Source organism: Pseudactinotalea suaedae, assembly GCF_009733815.1.
Taxonomy (GTDB): domain Bacteria; phylum Actinomycetota; class Actinomycetes; order Actinomycetales; family Beutenbergiaceae; genus Pseudactinotalea; species Pseudactinotalea suaedae.
The window spans coordinates 325492-350069 of the sequence record NZ_WNXY01000007.1 but is presented as its reverse complement, the minus strand read 5'-3'; the positions used below and the strand labels follow the sequence as shown (position 1 = coordinate 350069).

Below are 24578 nucleotides of genomic sequence, written 5' to 3'. Positions count from 1 at the left end.
GGGTTCGTCGCTCAGCCCTGGGCGAGCGAGGCCATCCAGGCCTCGACGTCCTCGGGGCGGCGCGGCAGGGCGGCCGAGAGGTTCTCGACGCCGTCGGCCGTCACGAGCACGTCGTCCTCGATGCGCACGCCGATGCCGCGGAAGCGCTCCGGCACGGCGAGGTCGTCGGACTTGAAGTACAGGCCGGGCTCGATCGTGAACACCATGCCCGGGCGCAGCTCGGCGTCGAGGTACATCTCGGCGCGGGCCTGCGCGCAGTCGTGCACATCGAGGCCGAGGTGGTGGCTGGTGCCGTGCGGCATCCAGCGGCGGTGCTGCTGGCCCTCCTCGCCGAGCGCGGTCTCGACGTCGACCGGGAGCAGCCCCCACTCGGCCAGCCGCTGCGCGAGCACGGCCATCGCTGCGGCGTGGACCTCACGGAACCTGACGCCGGGTCGGGCGGCGGCGAACGCGGCGTCGGCGGCGTCGAGCACCGCGGTGTAGACCTGACGCTGCGTCTCGGAGAACGTGCCGTCGACCGGCAGCGTGCGGGTGATGTCGGCGGTGTAGAGCGAGTCGACCTCGACGCCGGCGTCCAGCAGCACCAGCTCGCCGTGGCGGACCTGTCCGTCGTTGCGGATCCAGTGCAGCGTGGTCGCGTGATCGCCCGCGGCGGCGATCGTGTCGTAGCCGATGCCGTTGCCCTCCTCGCGCGCCCGCGCGCCGAAGACACCCTCGATGACGCGCTCGCCGCGAGCGTGCTCGGCCGCCCGGGGGAGGGCGCGCACCACGTCCTCGAAACCGGCGATCGAGGCCGCGACCGCCTCGCGGAGCTGCTCGACCTCCCAGGCGTCCTTGACGAGCCGCAGCTCCGAGAGCGCCTCCGCGAGCTTGGCATCGTTCTCGGCGTGCTCCTCGTGCGCGCCGCGCAGTGCGTCGACGGTGTTGCTGGTCACCTGGTCGGCGTCCGGCACCACGCGGACCCTCACCTGACCGACGTCCTTGCCGACGGCGTCCGGCAGCTCGTCGAGGTGCACGGTCCGGATCCCGGTGAGCTTCTCGATCTCCTCCAGCGAGGGCCGCGAGCCGACCCAGAACTCGCCGTAGCGGGCGTCGCCGTAGAACTCCTCGCTCTCGCGGCCGGCCATCGGGCGCACGTAGAGGACCGCCTCGTGGCCCGCGGGGACGCCGGCGTCCCCCTCGCCGTCAGGGTCGTCGGCGAAGACCGGGTGCAGCACGAGCACGGCGTCCGGCTCCACGTCGCTGCCCAGCCCGGTGAGGTGCGCGAAGGCCGAGTGCGGGCGGTACCGGTAGTCGGTGTCGTTCGAGCGCACCTTCAGCCCGCCGGCGGGGATCACCAGCCGGTCGCCCGGGAACTGCTCGGAGATCGCGGCACGGCGCCGCTCGCTGTGATCGGCCACCTCGGAGCGCTCCAGCGGGCTCTCGGCGGCCGGTGCCCAGCTCGAGGCCATGAACTCGCGGAACGCGCGCGAGCTGGGACGACGGGAGCGGTTGCTCCCACGCTCCTCCAGCGGCTGCTCGGGTGTCTCGGACGTCGGTGCGTCGGTCGCCTCAGTCATGCGGCCCATCGTCTCACTCCCCTCACGTGCGATCGTGTGCGTCCTGGGTCGAGGACGGCCGTTCCCGCACACGGCCGTCGGAGCCGGTCACAGCCGTTCGCCCCAGGGATGGCCGGGGTGGGCCAGGTCGAGCGCGCCGCGCAGCCAGTGCCGGGCACGCTCCTCCAGGAGCGGGAGGCAGACGTCGAAGTCGTCCTGGTCCTTCGGGCGCAGCCCGGGTGCCTTGTGCAGCAGCTGCACCTCGGGGCGCAGGTAGGTCAGGCCACCGGTGCGCCAGAGGATGTCGGCGGTGGGCAGGCTCACGCGCGCGTCGCGCTTGTAGGTCCAGGTGGCGTCGTCGGCCGTCATGAGGATCACGTCGTACTCCCACGGCTGCGCACCGCCGGGGCGCAGCCACAGGTTGCCGCAGGTGGCGGAGATCGGCTCGTCGGGGTCTCCGGTCAGCGGGCGCAGCGCCCCCTGGTCGGCCGCCCAGACGTCGAGCCATCCTGCGAGGTGCCGGCGCAGCAGCGGCACGTCCGCGCGCGGGATGCTCGGGTCGATGTCACCGTGCGGGCGCCTCACCCCGGAGAAGGCCTCGATCGCCCAGCCGCCGGCGATCCACCACACCCCCGGGTAGTCGGCGAGCAGGTCGGCGACGTCCGAGGGTCCCCGGTCCCGCCACGGCCCGTAGAGGCGGACGATCTCGTCGTGGTCGTCGGCTCTCACGGGCGGGGAGTCTATGGCGCCTGCCACGCGCCGGGGTCACTAGGGTCGAGCCCGATGCTCATCGACCTGCACACGCACTCCACGTGCTCGGACGGGACCGACACCCCCGGTGAGCTGATGCGCGCGGCCCAGCGGGCCGCCGTCGACGTGATCGCGCTGACCGACCACGACACCACGGCGGGCTGGGAGGAGGCGGCGAGCGCGGTGAGCGCGACCGGCGTCGCGCTGGTGCGCGGGACCGAGATCTCGACCGAGGCGGGCGGTGTCGGGGTGCATCTGCTCAGCTATCTCCACGACCCCGCCGATCCCGCGCTGACCGCGATCTTCGAGCGCTCGCGCAGCTCGCGCTCGCTGCGCGCCCAGCACATGGTCGAGCGCATCAACCAGGACGTCGACCTCACCTGGGCGGACGTCACCGATCACGCCGAGGACGGTGCCACGATCGGGCGTCCCCACATCGCCGACGCGCTGGTCACCAAGGGCTACGCGCGGGACAGGGCGGCGGCCTTCGCCACGATCCTTCACCCTGCGGGCCCGTACTACGTCAGGTACTGGGCTCCCCCGACGGTCGAGGCGGTCGCGGCGGTGCGCGCGGCCGGCGGCGTGCCGGTGATGGCGCACGCCCGGGCCTCGACCAGGGGGCGGGTGGTCTCGCTCGACGTCATCCGCGGGCTCGCCGAGGCCGGGCTCGCCGGCCTGGAGATCGACCACCCCGACCACGACGAGCCGAGCCGTCAGATCCTCCGCGAGCTGGCGTCCGAGCTCGGGATCTTCGGCACCGGCTCGAGCGACTACCACGGCACCGGCAAGCCGAACCGGCTGGCCGAGCGCACCAGCACCGTGGAGGTCCTGCAGGAGATCGAGCGCCAGGGGCGGATGCCGTTTCTGCGGCCCTGACCGAGAACGACGTGAGAGGAACGCCCGTGTCGAGCGACGCAGCCGACCAGCCCGAGGACAGCCGGACCGATCGGCAGCGCCTGCTCGCGGCCGTGATCGAGACGATCGTCCCGGCCGACGCCTCGCCGTCGGCCGTCGAGGCCGGCGGCCTGGACTTCCTGGGCGCGCTGCTCGACGGTGAGCGACGGGACTGGCGGCCCCGGGTCGAGGGCGTGCTGGCCGCGGTGACCGCGCACGCGCCGGGGTTCGTCGAGCTCGACCCGGCGGCTCGCCTGGCGGTCCTCGACGGCCTCGCCGACGACGGCGACTACCGCTGGTTCGCCCGGCTCGTCCAGCGGGGCTACTTCGCCGACCCGGGCAACCTCGGCAACCGTGACCGGGCGTCGTGGCAGGACCTCGGCTGGCGGCCGGAGCCGGCGTCCGGGTGGCCCGACCTCGACCAGGTGTTCGAGCTCGACCGCAGCGCCCTCGTCCGGCACCACGAGCTCCGGGAGCGCTACGACGCCGTGGTGGTCGGCAGCGGCGCCGGTGGTGGCGTGGCCGCCGCAGCGCTCGCGGAGGCGGGGCGGCGGGTGCTCGTGATCGAGCGCGGCGACCTGCCCGACCGCGCCTACCTCGCCGCCGACCACCTGCGGAACGCGCGCACACCCGTCGAGCTCGACGACCGCACCGGACCCGGCGCCGACGAGGTCCGCACGTTCGAGCTGGGGGAGGCGCTGATCACGCTGCGGGCCACCGACGGGCGGTGGGGCAACAACGCCATGACGGTCGGCGGTGGCACGCGCGTGTACGGGGCGCAGGCGTGGCGGTTCTCGCCGGAGGACTTCCGGATGGCGTCGCGCTACGGGGTGCCGGAGGGGAGCGCGCTCAGCGACTGGCCGATCGACTACGACGAGCTCGAGCCGTACTACTCCCGGGCCGAGTGGGAGATCGGCGTCAGCGGCGACGCCACCGGCGACAGCGCTCATGGTCCGCGCTCGCGGGACTACCCGATGCCGCCGCTGGCCGGGACCAGGGCGAGCAGTGTGCTCGCCGCCGGGGCCGCCAGGCTGGGCCTGCAGACCTCGGCGGTGCCGTTGCTGATCAGCTCCACCCCCTGGCTCGGGCGGCCGGCGTGCGCGCGCTGCGCGCAGTGCATCGGGTTCGCGTGCCCGATCGAGGCCAAGAACGGGTCCCACAACACGATGCTTCCCCGCGCGGTGGCGACCGGCTTGACCTCCATCCTGACCTCGGCGCGCGCGGAGCGGCTGATCCCGGACGCGAGCGGGCGGATCGTGGCGCTCGCGGTCGTCGGCGAGGTCGACGGCCGCATCTGGCGGGCGGTCGTCCACGCCGAGGAGTTCGTGGTGGCGGCCGGGGCGGTCGAGACCGCACGGCTGCTGCTGAACAGCCCCACGGCGCGCGAGCCGCACGGCGTCGGCAACAACGCCGACCAGGTCGGTCGTCACCTGCAGGGGCACCTCTACGCCGGTGCCACCGGCATCTTCGAGGAACCCGTCAACGATCTCCTCGGGCCGGGTCCGGCCATCGCGACCAACGACTTCCGGCACGGCAACCCCGGGCTGGTCGGCGGCGGCATGCTCGCCAACGAGTTCGTCACCACGCCGGTGCTGGACCACGGCTACCTCGACGGCGCCGGGCTGCTGCCGCTGCACGGGGCGGCGATGAAGGACGCCATGCGCCACCTCGCCCCGCGCATGCAGCGCGTCGTCGGACCGGTGCAGGAGATGACCTCGGCGGCCTCGCGGGTCCGGCTCGACCCCGGCGTGGTCGACCGCTTCGGGATCCCGGTGGCGCGGCTGAGCGGCGCCGTCCACCCCGAGGACCTGCGGCTCACGGAGTTCCTCACCGACCGGGCCGGCGAGTGGTTGACGGCGAGCGGTGCGGTCCGCGTGATCCGTAGCGCCCCCCGCACTGCCGACGCGGGCCCGAGCGGCGGGCAGCACCAGGCCGGCACCGCTCGGATGGGCGACGACCCCGCATCCTCGGTGACCGACCGCGTCGGGCGCATCTGGGGGCACGAGAACGTGCGGGTGGCCGACGGCTCGCTGCACGTCACCAACGGCGGCGTGAACCCGGTGCTGACGATCTTCGCGAACGCCATGCGGGTGATGGACGACATGACCGGTGCTCGCGCGGACCGGGTCAGGTCGTAGCGGACCTCACCAGGGGATACCCCACCCGGGTGCCTCGGGGTCGGGCTCGAGCAGCGCCGGCCGCTCGATCCGTGCGTTGTCGAGGATCCACGTCGGAGGGTGCTGCTCCGAGACGTAGCGGTAGCGCTGCTGCGCGCCGACGTAGCGGGCGTTCGCCGGGTGGCCGGGGTGGTCCTGCTCGGCGGGCGCGCCGAAGCGGGCGTTCCCGCGCGGGACCGTGACCTCGAACGGCGCCGCCACCAGCACCGTCGCGTCGAACGCCCCCGCGAGCTCGGGACGTCGCAGGAACACCCCCTCCAGGAGCAGCACCGCGTCGTCGGCGGGCTCGATCGGGTCCGGATGCACCGGTCGGTCGGTGGCGACGTCGTGCACCGCGGGGACGATCTCGCGCCCCTGCCGGAACGGGTCGAGCACGCACCGCCGCAACGCGTCGTAGTCGAAGGCGTGGTGGTAGTAGCTCTCCGCGTCGCGGCCGTGGGCGTAGCGGACCGCGCGCGGGTGGTGGAAGCCGTCGATGCCGACGCCGACGACCTCACGCTCGGTCACCGTCGGTGCCAGCACCTGCAGCTCGAGGGCGAGCATCGACTTGCCCACGCCGTCCGGTCCGTCGATCCCGATGATCGCGCGCTCGCGCGGGCGCACGGCGACCACGAGCTCGAGGAGGTCGAGAAGGACCTGGGCGCGCTCCGCCGTCGGGTGCTCAAGCATCGGGTCCCACGCTAGCCGCTGCCTCGGGCTGCCTCGGGCTGTAGCGGTGGGAGCGGTGGGCGAGGTGGCAGCGGTGGGCAGCGCCCGGTCGTCCCGCCGCGGCGGTGGCTCAGCGCCCACCGCACCGCACCAGCGGTGAGATAGGGCCCACCACGACGCACGGGGTGGGCGCCAACTCACCACCGGCTCCGGATCGTGGGCGCTAACTCACCACCGGCTCCGGATCGTGGGCGCTAACTCACCACCGGCTCCGGATCGTGGGCGCTGGCTCACCGCCGGTGAGCGCTACGCCCGCCACCGGGTCCGGTTCATGGGGCTGACGCACCCGGAGCGGGCGTCCGGGCTCAGTCCTGCTGAGCCTGGGGCGCCGCTCCGGCGTTGCTGCCACCGCTACGGGTGCGACGGCGACGACGGCGCGGCGCGCCCTCGGCGCGCGGCTCGCCCTGCTCGGCGGTCCGGGCGGGCTGCTCGGCGGCAGGCTTCTGGGCGTGGCTGCTGCCGCCCTCCTCCGAGCGGCGACCACCGCGGCGTCCGCGGCCCTGGCCGTCGCGGCCACCGTCGCGGCCGCCGTCGCGGCCACCATCGCGTGAGCCTTCCCGGCCGCGCGAGGCGCCACCGTGCTTGCTCGCACCCTTGCCGGTCTCGCCGAGGTCTTCGAGCGTCTCGGCGCCGAGCCCGGAGCGGGTGCGCTCGCTGCGCGGCAGCCGGCCCTTCGTGCCCTCGGGGATGCCGAGGTCGGAGTACAGGTGCGGGGAGGAGGAGTAGGTCTCGACCGGCTCGCCACGGTTCAGGCCGAGCTGGTTGTCGATGAGCCCCCAGCGGGGCACGTCGTCCCAGTCCACGAAGGTCACGGCCGTGCCGGTGTTGCCGGCGCGGGCGGTGCGCCCGATGCGGTGCAGGTAGGTCTTCTCGTCCTCGGGGCACTGGTAGTTGACGACGTGCGTGACGTCGTCGACGTCGATGCCGCGGGCGGCGACGTCGGTGGCGACCAGCACGTCGACCTTGCCGTTGCGGAACGCGCGCAGTGCCTGCTCGCGCGCGCCCTGCCCGAGATCGCCGTGGATCGCGGCGGCGGCGAAGCCGCGCTCGGTCAGGTGCTCGGCCACGTTGGCGGCGGTGCGCTTGGTCCGGGTGAAGACGATCGTGAGACCGCGGTCCTTGGCCTGCAGGATCCGGGCCAGCACCTCGACCTTGTCGAGGGCGTGCGCGCGGTAGACGAACTGCGTGACCGCGCTGACGGTCTTGCTGCCGTCGTCGTCGGGGTCCTGCGCCCGGATGTGGGTGGGGCGGCTCATGTAGCGGCGGGCCATCGCGATGACCGGGCCGGGCATGGTCGCCGAGAACAGCATGGTGTGACGGTTCGGCGGGGTGGCGGCCAGCAGCGTCTCGACATCGGGCAGGAAGCCCAGGTCGAGCATCTCGTCGGCCTCGTCCAGCACGAGCGCCTTGACCTTCGACAGGTCGAGGTGGCGCTGCTTGAGCAGGTCGATCATGCGTCCGGGGGTGCCGACCACGACCTCGACGCCGCGGTTCAGCGCCTCGATCTGCGGCTCGTAGGCGCGGCCGCCGTAGACCTGCAGCACACGGATGCTGCGGTGGCGGGCAGCGGTGGCGAGGTCGCCGGCGACCTGCACGGCGAGCTCACGGGTGGGGACCACCACGAGCGCCTGCGGCTTGCCGGCCTCGGGCAGGGTTTCCCAGCCGTCCTCGCCCGGGCCGATGACGCGCTGCAGGATCGGGATGCCGAAGCCGAGGGTCTTGCCGGTACCGGTCTTGGCCTGGCCGATGATGTCGTGCCCGCTGAGCGCGATCGGCAGCGTCAGCGCCTGGATCGGGAACGGATGGGTGATGCCGACGTCGCTGAGCGCGCGGACGATGGGCTCGGAGACTCCGAAGTCGGCGAAGGTGGCGGGCACCTCGGCGTGCGGGTCGGCGATCTCCACCTCGGTGGTCTCGGCGACGATCTCCTCGAGGGAATCGGTCATGTGTGGCGCCTTCGGTCGTGGTGACGCGCCGGCGGAGAGCACAGCGATCCGTCACCTCGTGGTGGCAGCCGATCGCGAAAGGTCGTGGCCGAGCAGGGCTCGGCCGTCATAGGCGTGCCGTTTCCGAACAGGGCGACCGGGCAGCCTGGTCGCGCTCAGTCTACGGCCAGCAGGCCGCAGCCGGGGTCAGCGGTGCGCGAGCGGTGCTCAGATGGTGCCGAAACCGACCCGGCGGGGCTCGTTGGCACCGATCTGCACGTAGCCGAGCGCGCTCGCGGGCACGATCGTCCGGTTGCCCTTCTCGTCGGTGAGGTCGAGCACGGCGGCGGTGTCACCCTTCGCGGCCTTGGCCAGCACGTCGGTCACGTTGGTCACGATCTCGTCGGCATCACCTGCGACCTCGAGCGTGATCTCGCGGGCGATGTCGCGGACGCCGATGGTGATCTCCACGCTTGTTACCTCTTCTTGGATCCTGGACGGACCGCACGTCGGCCCGGATCCATCGTAGGCACGCACGGCTGACACGATGGACACATGTCTCGACGCGTGGTGACCGCCGGAGCGGTCTTCGTCGTCGCGCTCGTGGTCGGTGTCCTGCTCGGTCCGCTGCTGCTCGAGGGGTCCTCGGGTGCCGGCCCGGGGCGCCCGACGGCGGAGGTCACCCCCGCCGTTCCCGTCACCTTGTCGACCGCCTCGCCCGAGACGCCCTCGACCGAGCCGAGCACGCCGAGCCCCGAGGAACAGGCGGATCTGCTGGCAGGAGTGCGCACGCACCGCGTTCCGGACAGCAGCACCGGCGAGCTGCGGATCGTGCCCGGGGCGACCGAGCCGCCGGCCGGGACGGCCGCGGTGATGACCGTGCGGGTCGAGGTCGAGCAAGGTCTGGACGTCGACGACGGCGCGTTCGCCGCGTTCGTTCTCGGCACCCTCAACGACCCGCGCGGCTGGGGAGCCGACGGCTCTGTTCGCTTTGCGCGTACCGACGGCGAGGCCGAGATCCGGGTGGTGCTCGCCACGGCCGCGACCGTCGACGAGATGTGCGCCCCGCTGGCGACCAACGGCAGGTGGTCCTGCGGCCGCTACGGCCACGCCGCGCTCAACGCGGACCGCTGGGTGTTCGGCGCCGACGCCTGGGCCGCCGGCGGCGGCGACCTCACCGACTACCGCCAGTACCTGGTCAACCACGAGGTCGGCCACCTGCTCGGCCACCCGCACGAGCAGTGCCCGGTCCCCGGCGAGCCGGCGCCCGTGATGGTGCAGCAGAGCATCGATCTCGACGGGTGCGCCCCGAACGGGTGGCCGCACCCGTGACGGACCTCGTGTCGGTGGCCTGTGGTCTCATGCTGCCGTGACCGAGACAGCCCTGATCAGCGCCCCGGCGATCGCCGCGCTCGACGCCGATCAGCTCGGTGCGCGTGATGCCGTCCTCGCGGGGGGCAACCACGTGGTTCTCGGCGCGCCCGGGACTGGGCTGACCACCACGGCGCTGGAGACGTTCGTCGCCTGGAGCGCGAACCACCCGCCGGAGTCGGCGCTGCTGATGGTTCCCACGCGCCAGCGTGCGGGCGCCTTGCGCGACGAGCTCGCCCGCCGGCTGGACCGCACCACCGGTCAGGTGCTGGTCCGCACGCCGGCCTCGCTGGCCTACGCGATCCTGCGGCTGCGCGCGAGCCACCGCGGCGAGCCGGCGCCCACGCTGGTGTCCGGCCCCGAGCAGGACACCGTGCTCGCTGATCTCATCGCCGGCCACCTCAGCGGCGAAGGTGTCCCGATCGCGTGGCCGGACCGGATCGGACCGGAGACGCTGCGGTTGCCCGCGTTCCGCGCCGAGCTGCGCGACCTGCTGATGCGCGCTGCCGAGGCCGGTCTGGACGGCCAGGACCTCGACGAGCTCGGTCGTCGCCACGACCGGCCCGAGTGGTGCGCCGCCGGCCGCCTGCTCGCCGAGTACGGCGACGTCATGACGCTCGGCGAGCTCACCCCCGACCGCGGCGCCCGTTATGACGCCGCCACGATCGTCGACCAGGCCGTCGTGGCGCTGCGGACCTGGCAGACCGAGGTGTCGGAGGAGACCCGACCGCGCTGGTCGCTCGTGATCCACGACGACTACCAGGACGCCACCCTCGCGACCGCCCGGCTGCTCACCGCCCTGGCCGACGACGGCGCCCGGGTCGCCGTGCTCGGCGACCCCGACCGAGGGGTCCAGGCCTTCCGTGGCGGCCAGCCCGCACTCCTCGACGCCGCGACCCGTGCGGCCGGGACGATCGACGGCGGGCTGGGGGCGACCACGCACGTGCTCGGCACCAGCTACCGGCACGGACCCCACCTGCGCGAGGCGATCCGGTCGTTGACGATCCAGCTGCCGGTGCTCGGCGACGACCGTCGCCGGCTCGCAGCACCGGCAGCCGGGCCGGCACAGCCCACGCCCTCGTCAGGCTCGTCGGCCTCCGCAGCCACCTCGGGCTCCGCGGGCACGTCAACGCCGCCCGTGCGGCACCTGCTGCTGCCCACGGCGGCACAGGAGGTCGCGGCGATCGCCCAGCAGCTGCGGATCGCGCACCTGCGCCACGGGGTGCCCTGGTCCGAGATGGCGGTGATCGTGCGTACCGGCGCCCGCGTCGGCGAGATCCGCCGCGGCCTGCGGACCGCGGCGATCCCGCTCGCCGCGGCCACCCCGGACCGGCCGTTGCGCGAGGAGCCTGCCGTGCGGCCCTTCCTGGTGGCGCTGCGCTGCGTCATCGACGAGGTCATCACCACCGAGGCGGCGGCCGCGCTGCTGCTGTCACCGCTGGGTGGGCTCGATGCGGTCTCGATGCGCTCGCTGCGCCGCGTGCTTCGGCAGCGCGACCGCGCGGGCACGCCCTCCGACGAGCTGCTGCCCCGACTGCTGGCGAGCGATCGCGAGGAGGAGGCGCTCGCGGACCTGCCGCCGCGCCTGCACCACGCGGTCTCCTCGGTCGCCGCCGTCCTCGACGCCGGTCGCGCCGCCCTCGCCGAGGACCCGCGCAGCACCGAGATGGCGCTGTGGGCGATGTGGGACGCGACCGGGCTCGCACGCCACTGGCAGGACCGCGCGCTCGCAGGCGGGGCGTCCGCCGACCGCGCGGACGCCGATCTCGACGCCGTCGTCTCGCTGTTCGCCGCGGCCGAGCAGTTCACGGACCGCACCACCGGTGCGGACCCGAACACCTTCCTGGCCCACCTCGCGACGCAGGACTTCGCCGCCGACACGCTCGCCGCCCGCGGCGAGGACTCCGAGACGGTGTCGGTGCACACCGCCGCCAGCGCCGCCGGTGGCGAGTGGGACCTGGTGGTCGTGGCCGGCGTCCAGGAGGACTCGTGGCCGGACCTGCGGATCCGCGACACGCTCCTCGGCGCGCACCAGCTCGCCGACATCACCAACGCCCGCGACACCGGGCTGCGGCGCGCGGACGAGGCGGACGTCGCCGAGGCGCTCCGATCGGCACGCGCCGACGTCCTCGCCGACGAGCTCCGCGCCTTCGTCGCCGCGTGCTCGCGCGCACGCCGCTCGCTGCTGCTCACAGCCGTGCTCGACACCGACGCCCGGCCCTCGGCCTTCTACGAGACGCTGCTCCCCGCAGGCCCCGACGGCAGCGGCTCGGTGGGGCTTCCGAAGCCGTCGCCGGTCACCGCGGCGCTGGACCTGCGGGGTCTGGTCGGCGAGCTGCGTGCCGCGCTGCACGGCTCCGACGGCGAGGCCGCTGCCGCGCTGCGGGTGCTCGAGCACCTGCGCGCCAGCGGCGTCGAGGCCGCCGACCCGGAGCGCTGGCCCGACCGGTTGGCGCCCACCTCGAGCACGCCCGCCTACGACACGGCGCAGCCGGTGCCGGTCACGCCGTCCGCCGTCGAGAAGGCCACCTCGTGCCCGCTGCACTGGGCGCTCAGCACCGCCGGTGGGCGACAACCCAGCTCGCAGGCCCAGAACGTCGGCAACCTGATCCACGAGATCGCCGCGGAGCTGCCGCACGGCACCCTGGAGGAGCTGCAGGCCGAGCTCGCGCGGCGATGGCACGAGATCGGGCTCGACGAGGCCTGGGTCTCCCGGCAGGAGCGCGCCCGCGCGGAGGAGATGGTGCGACGGCTCGCGACCTACCTGGCCGACCGGCCCGGGGCGGTCGACGTCGAGGCGGACTTCGACGTCGAGATCGAGGTCGACGGCGCCTCGGCCCGCGTCCGGGGCCGGATGGACCGCGTCGAGCACACCCCGGAGGGCCTGCGCGTCATCGACCTCAAGACCGGTGCCTCGCCGCCCACGGCCGAGCAGACCGCCACGCACGCCCAGCTCGGCAGCTATCAGCTCGCCGTCGAGCACGGCGCGTTCGGCGAGGCGCAGCCCCAGGGCGGCTCGCTGGTCTACCTCGGCACCGGCGCGCGTGGCCCGGCCCTGCGGCACCAGGACCCGCTCGCCGCGTCCGCCGACCCGGGCTGGGCGCACGAGCTGATCGCGACCACGGTGCGCACCCTGACCTCGGGGGAGTTCCCGGCGCAGCAGAACCCCATGTGCGGCTACTGCCAGGTGCGAACCTCCTGCCCGGTGCAGCCCGAGGGCGGCCGTGTCGTGCCGCGAGGGGGTGAGCGGTGATGAGCGAGGACGTCGAGGTCACGATCACCTGGACGGCGGCGCGGATCGCGGAGGTGACCGGTCAGCCGGCCCCGACCGCGGAGCAGACCGCGGTCATCGAGGCGCCGCTGGAGCCGATGCTCGTCGTCGCGGGTGCGGGCTCGGGCAAGACCGCCACCATGGCGGCCCGGGTGGTCTTCCTGCTGGCGAACGGGCTCGTCGCCCCGGGGGAGGTGCTCGGGCTCACCTTCACACGCAAGGCTGCGGCCGAGCTCGCCGACCGGGTCCGCAAGCGGATCCGTGAGGTCCGCGCAGCCGGAGCCGTCATCGATGTCGAGGACCGGCCGCGCGTCGCGACCTACAACTCCTACGCCGGCTCGATCGTGCGCGACCACGCGCTGCGGCTCGGGCTGACGCCCGATGCCACGCACATCGGCGACGCCGGGCGGTTCCAGCTCGCCGACGAGATCGTCACCAGCTGGGCCGGCGACATCGAGACCGGCTACAAGCCGAGCACGCTCGTCGACGGCCTGACGGCGCTCGAGGGCGAGCTCAACGAGCACGGCGTCGACCCGGTCACCGCGCGCCTGGAGCTGGAAGCGGTCGCGGAGGCGATCGAGGAGCTGCAGCCCACCAAGTCCTCCGACGCGTTCAAGGCCGCAGCGGCGTTGCGCACCCGCGCCCAGCTGATGGACCTCGTGCAGGCCTTCGTCGATCGCAAGCACGAGCGCGGTCTGATCGACTTCGGGGAGGAGGTCCGGCTCGCGGCGCGCATCGCCTCCGGGGTGCCCGAGGTCGGCCGGGCCGAGCGCGGCCGCTACCGCGTGGTGCTCCTCGACGAGTACCAGGACACCTCGATCGCGCAGGTCGAGCTGCTGTCCGCGCTGTTCGGGGGTGGCCACCCGGTGACCGCGGTCGGTGACCCGCACCAGGCGATCTACGGCTGGCGCGGCGCGGCAGCCGGCACCCTGTTCGACTTCCCGGCCACCTTCCACCGGGCGGAGGGTGGCGCGGCCCCGACGGCGACGCTCAGCACGGCCTGGCGCAACGACGTGGCCGTGCTCGACGCCGCGAACAGCGTCGCCGGGCCGCTGCGCGCCCAGGCGGCAGGCGACGTGCCCGTGCTGCACGCGCGGCCCGGCGCCGGACCGGGGCGCGTCGCCGCGCGGTTCCTCGAGACGATCCCCGCCGAGGCAGCAGCGGTCGCCGAGTACCTGGTGCAGGCGCGCCAGACGGAGGGCGAACCACCGAGCGCGGCCGTGCTGTGCCGCAAACGCGCCCAGTTCGCGTCGATCTCGGCCGCGTTGGAGGCCGCCGGTGTCCCCGTGCAGGTCGTCGGGCTGGCGGGGCTGCTGCACACGCCCGAGGTCACCGACATCTGGTCGGCGCTGATCGTCGTCCACGACCCGGGCCGCGGTGACGCACTGATGCGCCTGCTCACCGGACCCTCGGTCGACCTGGGCGCCGCGGACCTGCTCGCGCTGGGGGAGTGGGCGGCGTCGCAGGCGCGGAGCCGGCGCGCCCCCGACCGCGCGTCGGTCGCCGACGAGCTTCCCGAGTCGGAGGTGCCGGCCGTGCGCGAGCCCGCCGAGCTCGCGAGCCTCGTCGAGGCGATCGACCAGCTCCCGCCGCGCGGCTGGCGCGACACCCGCGGCCGCGAGCTGAGCGAGGCCGCCCGGTCCCGGCTGGCCAGGCTCGCGGGAGCGCTCCGCGCGCTGCGGGCGCTCAGCTACCTGTCGCTGCCGGAGCTGGTGACCACCGCCGAGCACCTGCTCGGGCTCGACATCGAGGTCGCGGCCCAGCGACCCGGTCCGGTGGGCGAGGCCCGTCGCAACCTCGACGAGCTCACCGCGGTGGCGTCGCGGTTCTCCGGCGACGCCGAGGACCGGAGCCTCGGCGCCTTCCTCGCCTGGCTCGACGCGGCGCTGGAGGAGGAGCGCGGCCTCGACGTCGCCGAGGCCGAGCCCGATCCCACCGCCGTCCAGCTGATGACTGTGCACGCCTCCAAGGGGCTGGAGTGGGACGTCGTCGTGATCCCCGGGCTGGTCGAGGGGACCTTTCCCACGACAGCGCCCACCAAGGCGGGCGTGCGGCGCGGGTCCGGGTGGTTGACGGGCGCGTCGACGCTGCCGTACGCCCTGCGCGGTGACCGCGCCCACCTGCCCGAGCTCGACCTGGCCGAGGCGAGCTCCGCCAAGGAGCTCGCCGCCGTCCTCGACGACTTCAAGGAGCGCGAGGGTGCGCGCGAGCTGACCGAGGAGCGGCGCCTGGCCTACGTCGCGCTGACCCGTGCCAGGCGTGAGCTGCTGCTGCTGGGCTCGTTCTGGCGCGACGGCAAGGGGATCGCCACGCCGTCGCTGTTCCTCACCGAGCTGATCGACGCCGGCGTCGCCGAGGTCGGCCCGAGCTGGCCGGAGGGCAGCGCCCACGAGTCCAACCCGGTCCACGACCAGGTGATCTCGGGGCCCTGGCCGGTGCCGCCGGGCAGGGACCGGCTCGCCGAGCTCGGCGGGGTGGTCCCGGCCGAGAACGAGACCACCGCGCGCTGGTGGCACGATGCCGAGCTGCTGCTCGCCGAGCGCGACGCCTCGCTCACGGTGGGCGCGGCGATCCCGGTGCACCTGTCCGCCTCAGCGGTCGTCGCGCTCGGTGCGGACCGGGACCGGTTCCTGCGCGACCGGCGCCGGCCGATCCCACGCCGTCCGAGCGTCGCCGCGCGCCGCGGCACGGCGTTCCACGCCTGGGTCGAGCAGCACTTCGGCAGCCAGGCGCTGCTGGACACCGACGAGCTTCCCGGTGCCGAGGATGCCGACGTGGGCGCCGAGCCCAAGCTCGACGCGCTGATCGCGGCGTTCCTCGCCTCCGCGTGGGCGCACCGGGTGCCGTACGTCGTGGAAGCCGACGTCGACACCCCGATCGCCGGCATGACGGTGCGGTGCCGCATCGACGCGGTGTTCTCCGACGGCCCCGATCGCTACCACGTGGTCGACTGGAAGACCGGTCCACCGCCGTCCGACCCCGAGGACCTGCACGCCAAGCGTCTGCAGCTCGTGCTGTACCGGCTCGCGTGGGCGCGCTACCGGGACGTCCCGCTCGAGAACGTGCGCGCGTCCTTCCACCACGTGGCCGCGAACGTCACGATCGAGGCCGACGACGCCGACCCGGCGCAGGTGACCGACCTGATCGCGGAGCTGACGGCGGGGCGCGTCAGTCCTTGATCGGGAGCTCGGCCGTGGCGTCGTCCTCGTCCGGGCTCGGCGCGGACCTCCGCTCGGAGGTGATCGCGTCGTCGTCGTCGTCGTCGATCTCGGGGGTCTCGCCGCGAGGCTCGAACGACGGCGGGAGGTCGCTCTCGCGGCCGGCGTCGCGCTCGTCGAGGTCGTCGGCCTGCTCGGTCGGCGGAAAGCGGGGTGGCACCTGCTCCACGACGGGCTCGACGCGACCGATCGGCGGTGCGCCGGAGACGGCCTCGTCGAGCTCGCGCAGCATGTCGATCGCGTCCTCGATGACCTCGTCGGAGCGGATCCGGACGCCGTGCATCAACCAGCGGGCGACGGCGAGCTCGCCCGCGAGGGTGGCGCGGGCATCGAAGGCGTGGAAGTCGCTGTCGACCGCGCCTCCTCGTGCACTCCGGTAGTGCTCCATCACGGCGTCGGCGGCCGCGGGCGAGGTCTGGGCCAGCAGCCACGCGAGGTCGTCGGCGGGGTCGGCGACGCAGGCGTCGGACCAGTCGACGAGCCCCACGACCTGGTCGCCGTCGACGACGACGTGCTCGCCTGCCAGGTCTCCGTGCACCGGGGTGGTCGCGAACCGCCACAGCGACACGTCCTCCAGGGCGTGCTCCCAGCGCCGGAGCAACCGGGTCGGCAGGTGGCCGGTCCTCGCGGTCTCGTCCACCTCCGCGAGGCGGCGCTGCCGGTAGCCCTCGGCGTCGTAGTCCGGCAGCCCCGCGGTGCGGACCACCGCCCCGGAGAGCTCGTGCAGGGCAGCGATCGAACGTGCGAGGCTCCGGAGCAGGGGCGCGTCCGGGGTGAGGCGCGTGGGATCGAGCGGGTGCCCCACGAGCTCGCGGTAGAGCATCGCGCGCCCACCCTCGGGCAGCGGGGCGAAGCCGGCGGGGCGGGGCACGTCGAAGGGGAGCAGGCCGCGGTCGACGGCGTCGGCGAGCTCGCCGAGGAGCGCGACCTCGCCCTCCATCGCCGCCCCGGCCGCCGCATGGCGCGGTGAGCGCACGATCCAGCGGCGATCCTCGGCGTCGACGATGCCGACGACGTCGAAGTCCGCTCCCGGTTCGCGGGGTGGCTGAGTCGCCACCACGTCGAGACCTGGTCGGGCGATCGTCGCGAGGGCGGCTAGGGCGAGTGGGGTGCGCGGCTGCTCGGGCACGTGACCAACCTACGTCGCGAGCGGCGCCGGGCCGCGGTGACACGCGCCGGGAACGGCAACGGCCCGGCGGGCATCAGGACCGGGTGCCGAGATGGCCTAGGTTGATCGCGTGGATTCCGACGCGCTGCCGTTGAGCAGGGGCACGCTCGATCGAGACGCCCGACGGCGCAGCGACGGGATCGAGGCCATCCTCGCCGGCCCGCGGGTCCGGGTGGTCCGGGTCCGCCGCGGCCGGGTGAGCGGCGACGAGACCGGCCTCGAGCTGGGCTCCGAGATCGCCGAGGGCGCCGAGGCGGCGTACCTGGGCCGCGACGAGGACGGCTGGAGCTACGTCGCGGACCTGGGCACGGGCCTGCCCGACCCCGACCCCGGGCGAGCGCTCGACGATCCCCAGGGTCCGCCGTCGGGCATCAGCGTGCGGGACGTGGGATGGCAGCTCGAGCCGCTGGCGGCGGGCGTGGCGACCGCCGCGCTCGCGATGGCGAACTGGCACGCCGCGCACCGGTTCTGCCCGCGCTGCGGTGCGCCGAGCACGCTCGCGCTCGCCGGCTGGGAGCGGCAGTGCAGCCGGGAGGGCTCCGCGCAGTACCCGCGCACCGACGCCGCGGTGATCATGTCGATCGTCGACGACGACGACAGGCTCCTGCTCGGCCACGGCGTCGCCTGGCCGGCGACGCAGTTCTCGGTCCCGGCCGGGTTCGTCGAGCCTGGCGAGTCGCTCGAGTCCGCGGTACGACGCGAGGTGCTCGAGGAGACCGCGATCGAGGTCGGTGAGGTCACCTACCAGGGGTCCCAGCCGTGGCCGTTCCCGGCCTCGCTGATGCTCGGCTTCCGCGGCCGGGCGGTCACGACCGAGCCCCGGCCCGACGGCGTCGAGGTCACCGAGGCGATGTTCGTCAGCCGTGAGGAGCTCACGACGCTCATCACCGACGGCACGATCCGGTTGCCGCGACCGACCTCGATCGCGCACTACCTGATCAGCGACTGGTACGGCCGTGACTGGCCGGTGACCCCGTGGATCTCAGCCTGAGGCCCTCACGCGTCAGGACGTAGCCGTCCGGCCACCGCCGCCGGCCTCAGACCGAGACCGCCAGGCGTGCCTGGACCTCCTTGAGGGAGGGGTTGGTCGCGGCGGAGCCGTCGGGGAACACCACCGTGGGGACGGTCTGGTTGCCGTCGTTGACCGACTCGACGAATGCCGCGGCGTCGGCCTGCTCCTCGATGTTGACCTCGGTGTAGTCGATCCCTACCTTGCCGAGCTGGGCCTTCAGGCGCTGGCAGTAGCCGCACCACGTGGTCGAGTACATCGTGATGGTTCCGGGAGCGGGGGTGCTGGTCATGCCGTCCTCAACCGTTGCCGCTGCGGCGATGTTCCCTGCAGTTCCCTGCTGCTGTGCAGGCCGGCCGGCCCATGTCGGTCCCGCCTGCGACAATCGGTGACGATGTCGACACCCCCGCCCAGCACCGTTCGAGGAGGAGCCCCGCTCACGGCGGAGGAGCTCCTCGAGGCCCTCGACCCGGACCAGCGGGAGGTCGCCAGCACCCTCACCGGGCCGCTGTGCGTGCTCGCGGGCGCCGGCACCGGCAAGACCCGCGCGATCACCTACCGGATCGCGCACGGGGTGCTGATCGGACGCTACGACCCGCGCCGGGTCCTCGCCGTGACGTTCACCGCCCGGGCCGCCGGTGAGATGCGCTCCCGCCTGCGCGACCTCGGGGTCGGCGCCGTGCAGGCCCGGACCTTCCACGCCGCGGCGCTGCGACAGCTCTCCTACTTCTGGCCGCAGGCGATCGGGGGCAGCGTCCCGCGGATCGCGGAGCACAAGGCCCCGCTCATCGGTGAGGCGGCGGGCCGGCTCGGCCTCTCGGTCGACAGGATCGCCATCCGTGACCTCGCCGCCGAGGTCGAGTGGGCCAAGGTCAGCATGATCACGCCCGACGACTACGTGCGGGCGGCAGCCGCCGCGGGCCGTACCGAGACCGCCGGCCACGACCTGACGACCGTCTCGCGGCTGCTCTCGGTCTACGAGGAGGCCAAGTCCGAGCGCGGCGTCATCGACTTCGAGGACGTGCTGCTGCTCACGGTCGGCATCCTCGCCGAGCGGGAGGATGTCGCGGCCCAGGTCCGCACCCAGTACCGCCACTTCGTCATCGACGAGTACCAGGACGTCTCGCCGCTGCAGCAGCGGCTGCTCGACCTGTGGCTGGGGGACCGTGACGAGATCTGCGTCGTCGGAGACGTGTCGCAGACGATCTACTCCTTCACCGGTGCCAGCCCTCGCTACCTGACCGACTTCCGCCGCCGCTACCCGGAGGCCGGCGTGGTGCGGCTGGTGCGGGACTACCGCAGCACCCCTCAGGTGGTGCGGCTGGCCAACGACGTGCTCGCGCGCGCCGGGCGGCACCGGAACGCGGCCGCCGTCGAGCTGGTCGCGGGACGCCCCTCGGGGCGGCCGGTGGCGTTCGAGGTCTACGACGACGACGAGGCCGAGGCGCGTGGCGTCGCGACCAGGATCGCGGCGTTGCAGCGCGAAGGGGTGTCGGCGTCGGAGATCGCGGTGCTGTACCGGACCAACGCGCAGTCCCAGACGATCGAGCAGGCGCTGGCCTCGGCCGGCATCGGCTACCTGGTGCGCGGCGGCGAGCGGTTCTTCTCCCGCAGCGAGATCCGGGACGCGATGGTGCTGCTGCGCGGCGCCGCCCGCGCGCAGATGGACGGCACCATGCCCGAGCACGTCCGCGCGGTCCTCAGCGGTGCCGGCTGGCAGCCCGAGGCGCCTGCGGCGCGCGGCGCCACCCGGGAGCGGTGGGAGTCGCTGAACGCGTTGGTGCAGCTCGCCGACGAGCTCGCCCGGACCCGTGGCGCCGACATGCAGGGGTTCGTGGAGGAGCTCCTCGAGCGCGCGGCCGCGCAGCACGCCCCCACGGTCGACGGCGTCACGCTCGCCTCGCTGCACGCCGCGAAGGGTCTGGAGTGGGACGCGGTGTTCCTCGTCGGTGTCAGCGAGGGGCTGCTGCCGATCTCGCTCGCCGACGGCGAGGATGCGATCGCGGAGGAGCGCCGCTTGCTCTACGTGGGCGTCACCCGCGCCCGGGAGCACCTGCACCTGTCGTTCGCTCGCTCGCGCACCTCGGGCGGCCGTGGGAACCGGCGGCGCTCCCGATTCCTCGAAGGCATCTGGCCCGAGGAGACCAGCCGGGGCCGCAGGTCGGCCGCGATCAGCAAGACCGAGGCGACCAGGGCCGCGCTCGCCGCCCAGGATGTCGACCCCGACCTGCTGGAGCGGCTCCGGGGCTGGCGGACCCAGGTCGCGAAGCAGATCGACAAGCCGGGCTTCACGATCCTGCACGACTCCACGCTGGTGGCCATCGCGGCAGCCCAGCCGCGCGAGCTCCGTCAGCTCGCGATCCTGCGGGGGATCGGACCCACGAAGATCGAGGCCTACGGCGCGCAGATCCTCGCCGTCGTGCGAGGCGACGAACCCAGCCACGACTGAACGCTCGCCCTGCGGGCCCGGGCGGCTGCGCGGACCCGCTCAGACCCAGAAAAAAGAATCTCGATTAATACCTTGGACCCCTCCCGGGGGCGGTGTAACGTCTCCCGTGTTCTGTGAGTCCGGACCTGGCCTAGCCAGCATGAGGGTCCCCGATCGTGAGGAGGTGGAAACGCTGTGATGAATCTGATCCAGGCCTACGGCCAGTCGATCGCCCCCAGCGTCGTCCTCCTCGATCGAGGTATCCGTAACCGGGGGATGGCTCTGCCCATTCCCACCGGCGGCGGCGCGGGCGATCCGACCCGTAGCGCCTGCACCGGCTCCGCTTCCTGACGCGACTGACGCGCTCAGCCGCGGAGCCATCGGCCCGCGGCTGACCCCTCGTCCTTTGCCATCGACGGCAGACGAGACGTTCACCGCCGGCCTTTCCGGCTGACCGAACGAGTGCCTCAGGAGCACCCCGTGAAGTACACATCAATCTTCGACACGACCTCCGGGTCGGCGACGAGCTGGCCGTCGCCCGCGACCGACGAGCCCGACCTCTCGCTCCCGTGCCAGGACCCCACGAACCTCGACCTCTGGTTCGCCGAGCGCGGCGACGACGTCGAGCGCGCCAAGGCGATGTGCGCCGAGTGCCCCCTCAAGGTGACATGCCTCGAGGGCGCGATCGACCGCGCCGAGCCATGGGGCGTCTGGGGCGGCGAGGTCTTCATCGACGGCCGCGTCGTCCCGCGCAAGCGGGGCCGAGGACGGCCGCGCAAGGACGAGGCCGCGCGGTGGAGCGCCGCATGAGCCGGGTCTCGCAGCGACGGACCCAGCACGTGCTGCCGCGTCACGACACGCCGCCGGGGCGCCCCACGGGCGCCGCGGCGGCGTCGTCGTGCTCGGCCGGCCTGGTGCAGCCGCAGTCCGGGTGCACCGCCCACTCCCGGTAGCGGGGCAATGGATAGGTCGCGCTGACCTCGAGCGAGGTCCCGGCCACGAGGACGCCGCGGCCGTCGACGACGGCGAGCACCTGGTGCGCCGCCAACGCCGCCCCGAGCCAACCCAGCGACGTCTCGACGCCGTCGGGCGGGCTCGCGGTGATCTGGGTCGCGACGGCGGGCCAGCGGGGGTCCTCGTCACGGCGGTGCAGATCGAGGCACCGCAGGCATGGTCCTGCTCCCGGCCGCACCAGCGGCCCGACGACGACGTCGAGCTCGCGCACCAGCACGGGGAGATGGGCCACGTCGTCCCGCATCAGCGGTCGCACCCGCACCGCGTCGACCGCGCCGTGCTCCACGAGCACCACCAGGTCGGGCGGCACAGCGGCAGGCGCGGTCAGCGCCGTCATCGGGGAGGTGCCCCGCAGCAGCGTGAGGGCGCGCTCCCGCCGCGGGCGCCCGAGGTCGTGGGTGCGATAGCCGCCGCCGCCCAGGTCGTCGAGGGTGACCGGGCGGTCGTCGTCGGGCACCACCCTGCCGATGCCCGCCTGCGCGAGGATCTGGGCGATGCGCAGCCCCAGCTGGTCCAGCCCGCGGACCAGGACGCTGGCCGCCGATCGCTGGCCAGGACGTGCGTGCCCGGCGATCGCGGCCAGGTGCCAGTAGCGGTCGTCCGGGGTGTCGGAGGTCGGGTACCCGCTGACCAGGTAGCCCAGCTCTTCGAGCCGGTCCAGCAGCTCCCGCACCGGCGCCCGGCCCACCCCGAGGGTGCGCGCGTAGGCGTTGAGCTCAGGCTCCCCGCCGAGCCGGGGCAGCTGTTCCAGGAGTGCCTGCTGCAGCGGGTCCAGGTCGTCGAGGACCACGGCGCAGCGCGGGTCGATCCCGACCTGGGACGCTCCCGGGGCACGCCAGAGCACCGCCACCCCTGGTCGCAGGTACCGCCACGCCGCCATCGGGCGAGCGTGGCACGGGCGGTGCGAGGCGGGCGACGCCCGCGCGGCCGGCTGTGGATGACGGCGCCGCGCGCGAGGTCTGTGGACAACGCACCGGGCTGTCGGCGGCCGCTGCGATACTCGCCGGGTGCCCGACTCCCGTGATCCCGAGGTCGAGGTTCGCCGCAGCACGCGCCGGCGGCGGACCGTCTCGGCGTTCCGTGAGAAGGGTCGGCTCGTGGTCGCGATCCCGGCGCGGTTCACGCGCGCCGAGGAGGAGCACTGGGTCGCGGTGATGACGAAGCGGGTGCTGGCGAAGGAGCGGCGCCGTCGTCCCAGCGACACCGGTCTCGCCGCCGCGGCGGACCGGTTGGCCGCCACCTACCTGCCACCGGACGTCCGCCCGACATCGGTGTCCTGGGTGACCAACCAGGGGCAGCGCTGGGGATCCTGCACGCCTGCTCAGGGCACGATCCGGATCTCGCACCGGCTGCAGGGGATGCCCAGCTGGGTGGTCGACTACGTGCTGGTGCACGAGCTGGCCCACCTCGTGGTGGGCGGGCACGGGCAGGACTTCTGGGACATCGTCAACCGCTACCCGCACACCGAGCGGGCGCGCGGCTTCCTGCACGGCGTCGCCTACCGCGACTCCGAGGGTGGGCCCGGCTCGGACGAGGAGCCCGACGTCGACTGAGAGGGTCGACGTGCTCGCTCAGCCGGTCGGTCCGCCGGGCCTGGGCGCGTCGCCGGGCTCGGCGTCCCCGGGCTCGTCCGGCGGCTCCGCGGCCTCAGTGCCCTCATCGGTGGCGGGTGCCTGCTGCGCGGGGTTCTCCCGCGGGGCGTCGTCGGCACCGGTGTCGTTGAGGATGGCCTCGAGCGCGGCGTCGAGATCGGCCGTGACGTCGTCCTCGTCAGCGCGCCGGTCACCGAAGAGCTCCGGGTGCTCGAGGTCCTCCGTCGTCGGGAACAGATCGAGCTGGGACCACAGCTCGTCGCGACCGGTGATGCCCCGGTCCCGGGCGATGAGTGCCCACAGCCGGGCCGCGTCGCGCGCGCGTCGCGGGCGCAGCTCGAGGCCCACGAGCTGCCGGAACGTGTCCTCGGCGGGGCCGCCGGCCGCACGGCGGCGGCGCAGCATCTCCCGCAGCGGCACGGCGTGCGGCAGGTGCGGCGCGACGGCGGTCGCCGTCACCTCCTCGACCCAGCCCTCCACGAGCGCGAGCGCGGTCTCGAGCCGGACCAGCGCCCGCTCCTGGTCGGGGGTGCGCTGCGGCGAGAAGATGCCCTGCCCGAGCGCGTTGCGGAGCTGCTCGACGTCGGTGGGGTCGATCGACCGGACCGCCTCCTCCATCTGCTCCGCGTCGATCTCGACACCGCGCGCGTACGCCTCGACGGCTCCGAGGAGGTGGGCGCGCAACCACGGCACGTGGGCGAACAGCCGGGCGTGCGCGGCCTCGCGGACGGCGAGGAAGTGCCAGACCTCGTCGGTCTCGGCGTCGAGCCCCTCGGCGAACGCCTCGACGTTGGCGGGGACCAGCAGCAGCTCGGACCCGCGCAGCAGCGGAAGACCGGTGTCGGTGCCGCCGAAGACCTCGCGCGACAGGGTGCCGGCGCCCTGGCCGACCTGCATCGCGAACCCGAGGCGACCGAGCTTGGTGATCAGCCGGGGGAGGTCCATGCCGCCGGGCAGGGCTCCCAGCTCCTCGGGCAGCTCGCCGCCGAGCTGGTCGTGGAGGACGCCGGCGAGCGCCTCCGAGACGGACACCCCGATCGGGTCGGCGACCGCGCGCCACGTCGGCAGCGTGCGCTCGACCCACTCGGCTCGCGACGCGGCGACGCGCTGGGTGCCGGCGGGCGGCAGATCGGTCGCCGCGTCCAGCCACAGGTCCGCGACCGTGAGCACCGAGCGCACCTTCGCGGCCTGCGCAGCGGTGACCGCGGGGTCGCCGCCGGTGTGCGCGACCTGTCGCGCCACGTCGTGCGCGAACCGCCAGTCGGACTCCCCGCCGTCGTCGGAGCTGAGGATCCGCTGCATCTGCTGCATCGCTGCGGCGAGGGCCTGCGGGTTCTGGGCGAAGCCGGAGGCCTTGGCCCACTCGGCGGGATCGGCGCCGCTCGCCTCCAGTGCGCGCATGGCCTCCTCGGCGCCCTCCGGCCCGAGCACAGACTCGAGCATCCGTCGCCACTGCTCGCGATCATCCATCCTCCGACGGTACGCGGGCGGGCACCGGCGCGGACGGTGCAGGTG

At 74.0% G+C, this 24578-nt stretch carries 18 protein-coding genes; 9 read left to right on the top strand and 9 right to left on the bottom strand.

Annotated elements, in window-relative coordinates:
- Positions 1–11 precede the first annotated feature (11 nt).
- Positions 12–1559 carry an aminopeptidase P family protein gene (locus tag GPA04_RS13235; RefSeq protein ID WP_156224633.1) on the bottom strand — a complete coding sequence of 516 codons (1548 nt, stop codon included), beginning with the start codon at positions 1557–1559 and terminating at the stop codon, positions 12–14.
- An 87-nt stretch (positions 1560–1646) separates the two neighbouring features.
- Positions 1647–2267: a hypothetical protein gene (locus GPA04_RS13230; RefSeq protein WP_206674214.1), complete on the bottom strand. Its 621-nt coding sequence runs from the start codon at positions 2265–2267 to the stop codon at positions 1647–1649.
- Between the two features lie 54 nt (positions 2268–2321).
- Between GPA04_RS13230 and GPA04_RS13225 the strand changes: the two genes are divergently transcribed.
- Positions 2322–3164 (top strand): PHP domain-containing protein, encoded by an 843-nt coding sequence (locus tag GPA04_RS13225; protein WP_156224632.1) that lies wholly within the window; start codon positions 2322–2324, stop codon positions 3162–3164.
- 26 nt (positions 3165–3190) lie between these two features.
- Positions 3191–5320 carry a GMC family oxidoreductase gene (locus GPA04_RS13220; protein ID WP_241680779.1) on the top strand — a complete coding sequence of 710 codons (2130 nt, stop codon included), beginning with the start codon at positions 3191–3193 and terminating at the stop codon, positions 5318–5320.
- Positions 5321–5326: 6 nt separating this feature from the next.
- On the opposite strand, the gene GPA04_RS13215 is transcribed toward GPA04_RS13220, so the two are convergent.
- From GPA04_RS13215 to GPA04_RS13205, 3 genes are all read right to left on the bottom strand, one after another.
- Complete coding sequence (locus GPA04_RS13215) at positions 5327–6028, bottom strand: nucleoside/nucleotide kinase family protein (protein WP_241680778.1); 702 nt, start codon at positions 6026–6028, stop codon at positions 5327–5329.
- A gap of 344 nt (positions 6029–6372) precedes the next feature.
- Positions 6373–8013 (bottom strand): DEAD/DEAH box helicase, encoded by a 1641-nt coding sequence (locus GPA04_RS13210; protein WP_156224631.1) that lies wholly within the window; start codon positions 8011–8013, stop codon positions 6373–6375.
- A 207-nt stretch (positions 8014–8220) separates the two neighbouring features.
- Entirely contained in the window at positions 8221–8463 is a 243-nt protein-coding gene (locus tag GPA04_RS13205; RefSeq protein ID WP_156224630.1) for a DUF3107 domain-containing protein, read from the bottom strand.
- 84 nt (positions 8464–8547) lie between these two features.
- Between GPA04_RS13205 and GPA04_RS13200 the strand changes: the two genes are divergently transcribed.
- The 3 genes from GPA04_RS13200 to GPA04_RS13190 are packed head-to-tail and all read left to right on the top strand — an operon-like array spanning position 8548 to position 15813.
- The gene (locus GPA04_RS13200) at positions 8548–9324 is read left to right on the top strand and encodes a DUF3152 domain-containing protein (protein ID WP_206674213.1); all 777 of its coding nucleotides are present in this window, start codon (positions 8548–8550) and stop codon (positions 9322–9324) included.
- Positions 9325–9361: 37 nt separating this feature from the next.
- Positions 9362–12616 carry an ATP-dependent DNA helicase gene (locus GPA04_RS13195; protein WP_241680777.1) on the top strand — a complete coding sequence of 1085 codons (3255 nt, stop codon included), beginning with the start codon at positions 9362–9364 and terminating at the stop codon, positions 12614–12616.
- Positions 12616–15813 carry an ATP-dependent helicase gene (locus GPA04_RS13190; RefSeq protein ID WP_156224629.1) on the top strand — a complete coding sequence of 1066 codons (3198 nt, stop codon included), beginning with the start codon at positions 12616–12618 and terminating at the stop codon, positions 15811–15813. Before GPA04_RS13195 ends, GPA04_RS13190 begins: the two co-directional genes overlap by 1 nt.
- Here GPA04_RS13190 and GPA04_RS13185 read toward each other — a convergent pair.
- Entirely contained in the window at positions 15803–16981 is a 1179-nt protein-coding gene (locus GPA04_RS13185; RefSeq protein ID WP_156224628.1) for a phosphotransferase, read from the bottom strand. The genes GPA04_RS13190 and GPA04_RS13185 overlap by 11 nt on opposite strands.
- 109 nt (positions 16982–17090) lie before the next feature.
- Between GPA04_RS13185 and nudC the strand changes: the two genes are divergently transcribed.
- Positions 17091–18011, top strand: a complete 921-nt coding sequence (nudC, locus tag GPA04_RS13180; RefSeq protein WP_156224627.1) for an NAD(+) diphosphatase — start codon at positions 17091–17093, stop codon at positions 18009–18011.
- Positions 18012–18057: 46 nt separating this feature from the next.
- Here nudC and GPA04_RS13175 read toward each other — a convergent pair whose 3' ends face one another.
- The gene (locus GPA04_RS13175; RefSeq protein ID WP_156224626.1) at positions 18058–18321 is read right to left on the bottom strand and encodes a mycoredoxin; all 264 of its coding nucleotides are present in this window, start codon (positions 18319–18321) and stop codon (positions 18058–18060) included.
- 102 nt (positions 18322–18423) lie between these two features.
- Here GPA04_RS13175 and GPA04_RS13170 point away from each other — a divergent pair, with 102 nt between their 5' ends.
- A complete protein-coding gene (locus GPA04_RS13170) occupies positions 18424–20478 on the top strand; it encodes an ATP-dependent helicase (protein WP_156224625.1) in 2055 nt (684 codons plus the stop codon).
- Positions 20479–20937: 459 nt separating this feature from the next.
- A complete protein-coding gene (locus tag GPA04_RS13165) occupies positions 20938–21267 on the top strand; it encodes a WhiB family transcriptional regulator (RefSeq protein WP_156224624.1) in 330 nt (109 codons plus the stop codon).
- Positions 21268–21307: 40 nt separating this feature from the next.
- Here the strand turns inward: GPA04_RS13165 and GPA04_RS13160 are convergent, their stop codons facing one another.
- Positions 21308–22351: a thiamine biosynthesis protein ThiF gene (locus GPA04_RS13160; RefSeq protein ID WP_156224623.1), complete on the bottom strand. Its 1044-nt coding sequence runs from the start codon at positions 22349–22351 to the stop codon at positions 21308–21310.
- A gap of 127 nt (positions 22352–22478) precedes the next feature.
- On the opposite strand from GPA04_RS13160, the gene GPA04_RS13155 reads away from it, so the two are divergent.
- Entirely contained in the window at positions 22479–23024 is a 546-nt protein-coding gene (locus GPA04_RS13155) for a M48 metallopeptidase family protein (RefSeq protein ID WP_206674212.1), read from the top strand.
- An 18-nt stretch (positions 23025–23042) separates the two neighbouring features.
- Here the strand turns inward: GPA04_RS13155 and GPA04_RS13150 are convergent, their stop codons facing one another.
- Positions 23043–24533, bottom strand: coding sequence for a zinc-dependent metalloprotease (locus GPA04_RS13150; protein ID WP_156224621.1), 1491 nt, complete (start codon positions 24531–24533; stop codon positions 23043–23045).
- Positions 24534–24578: the final 45 nt, after the last annotated feature.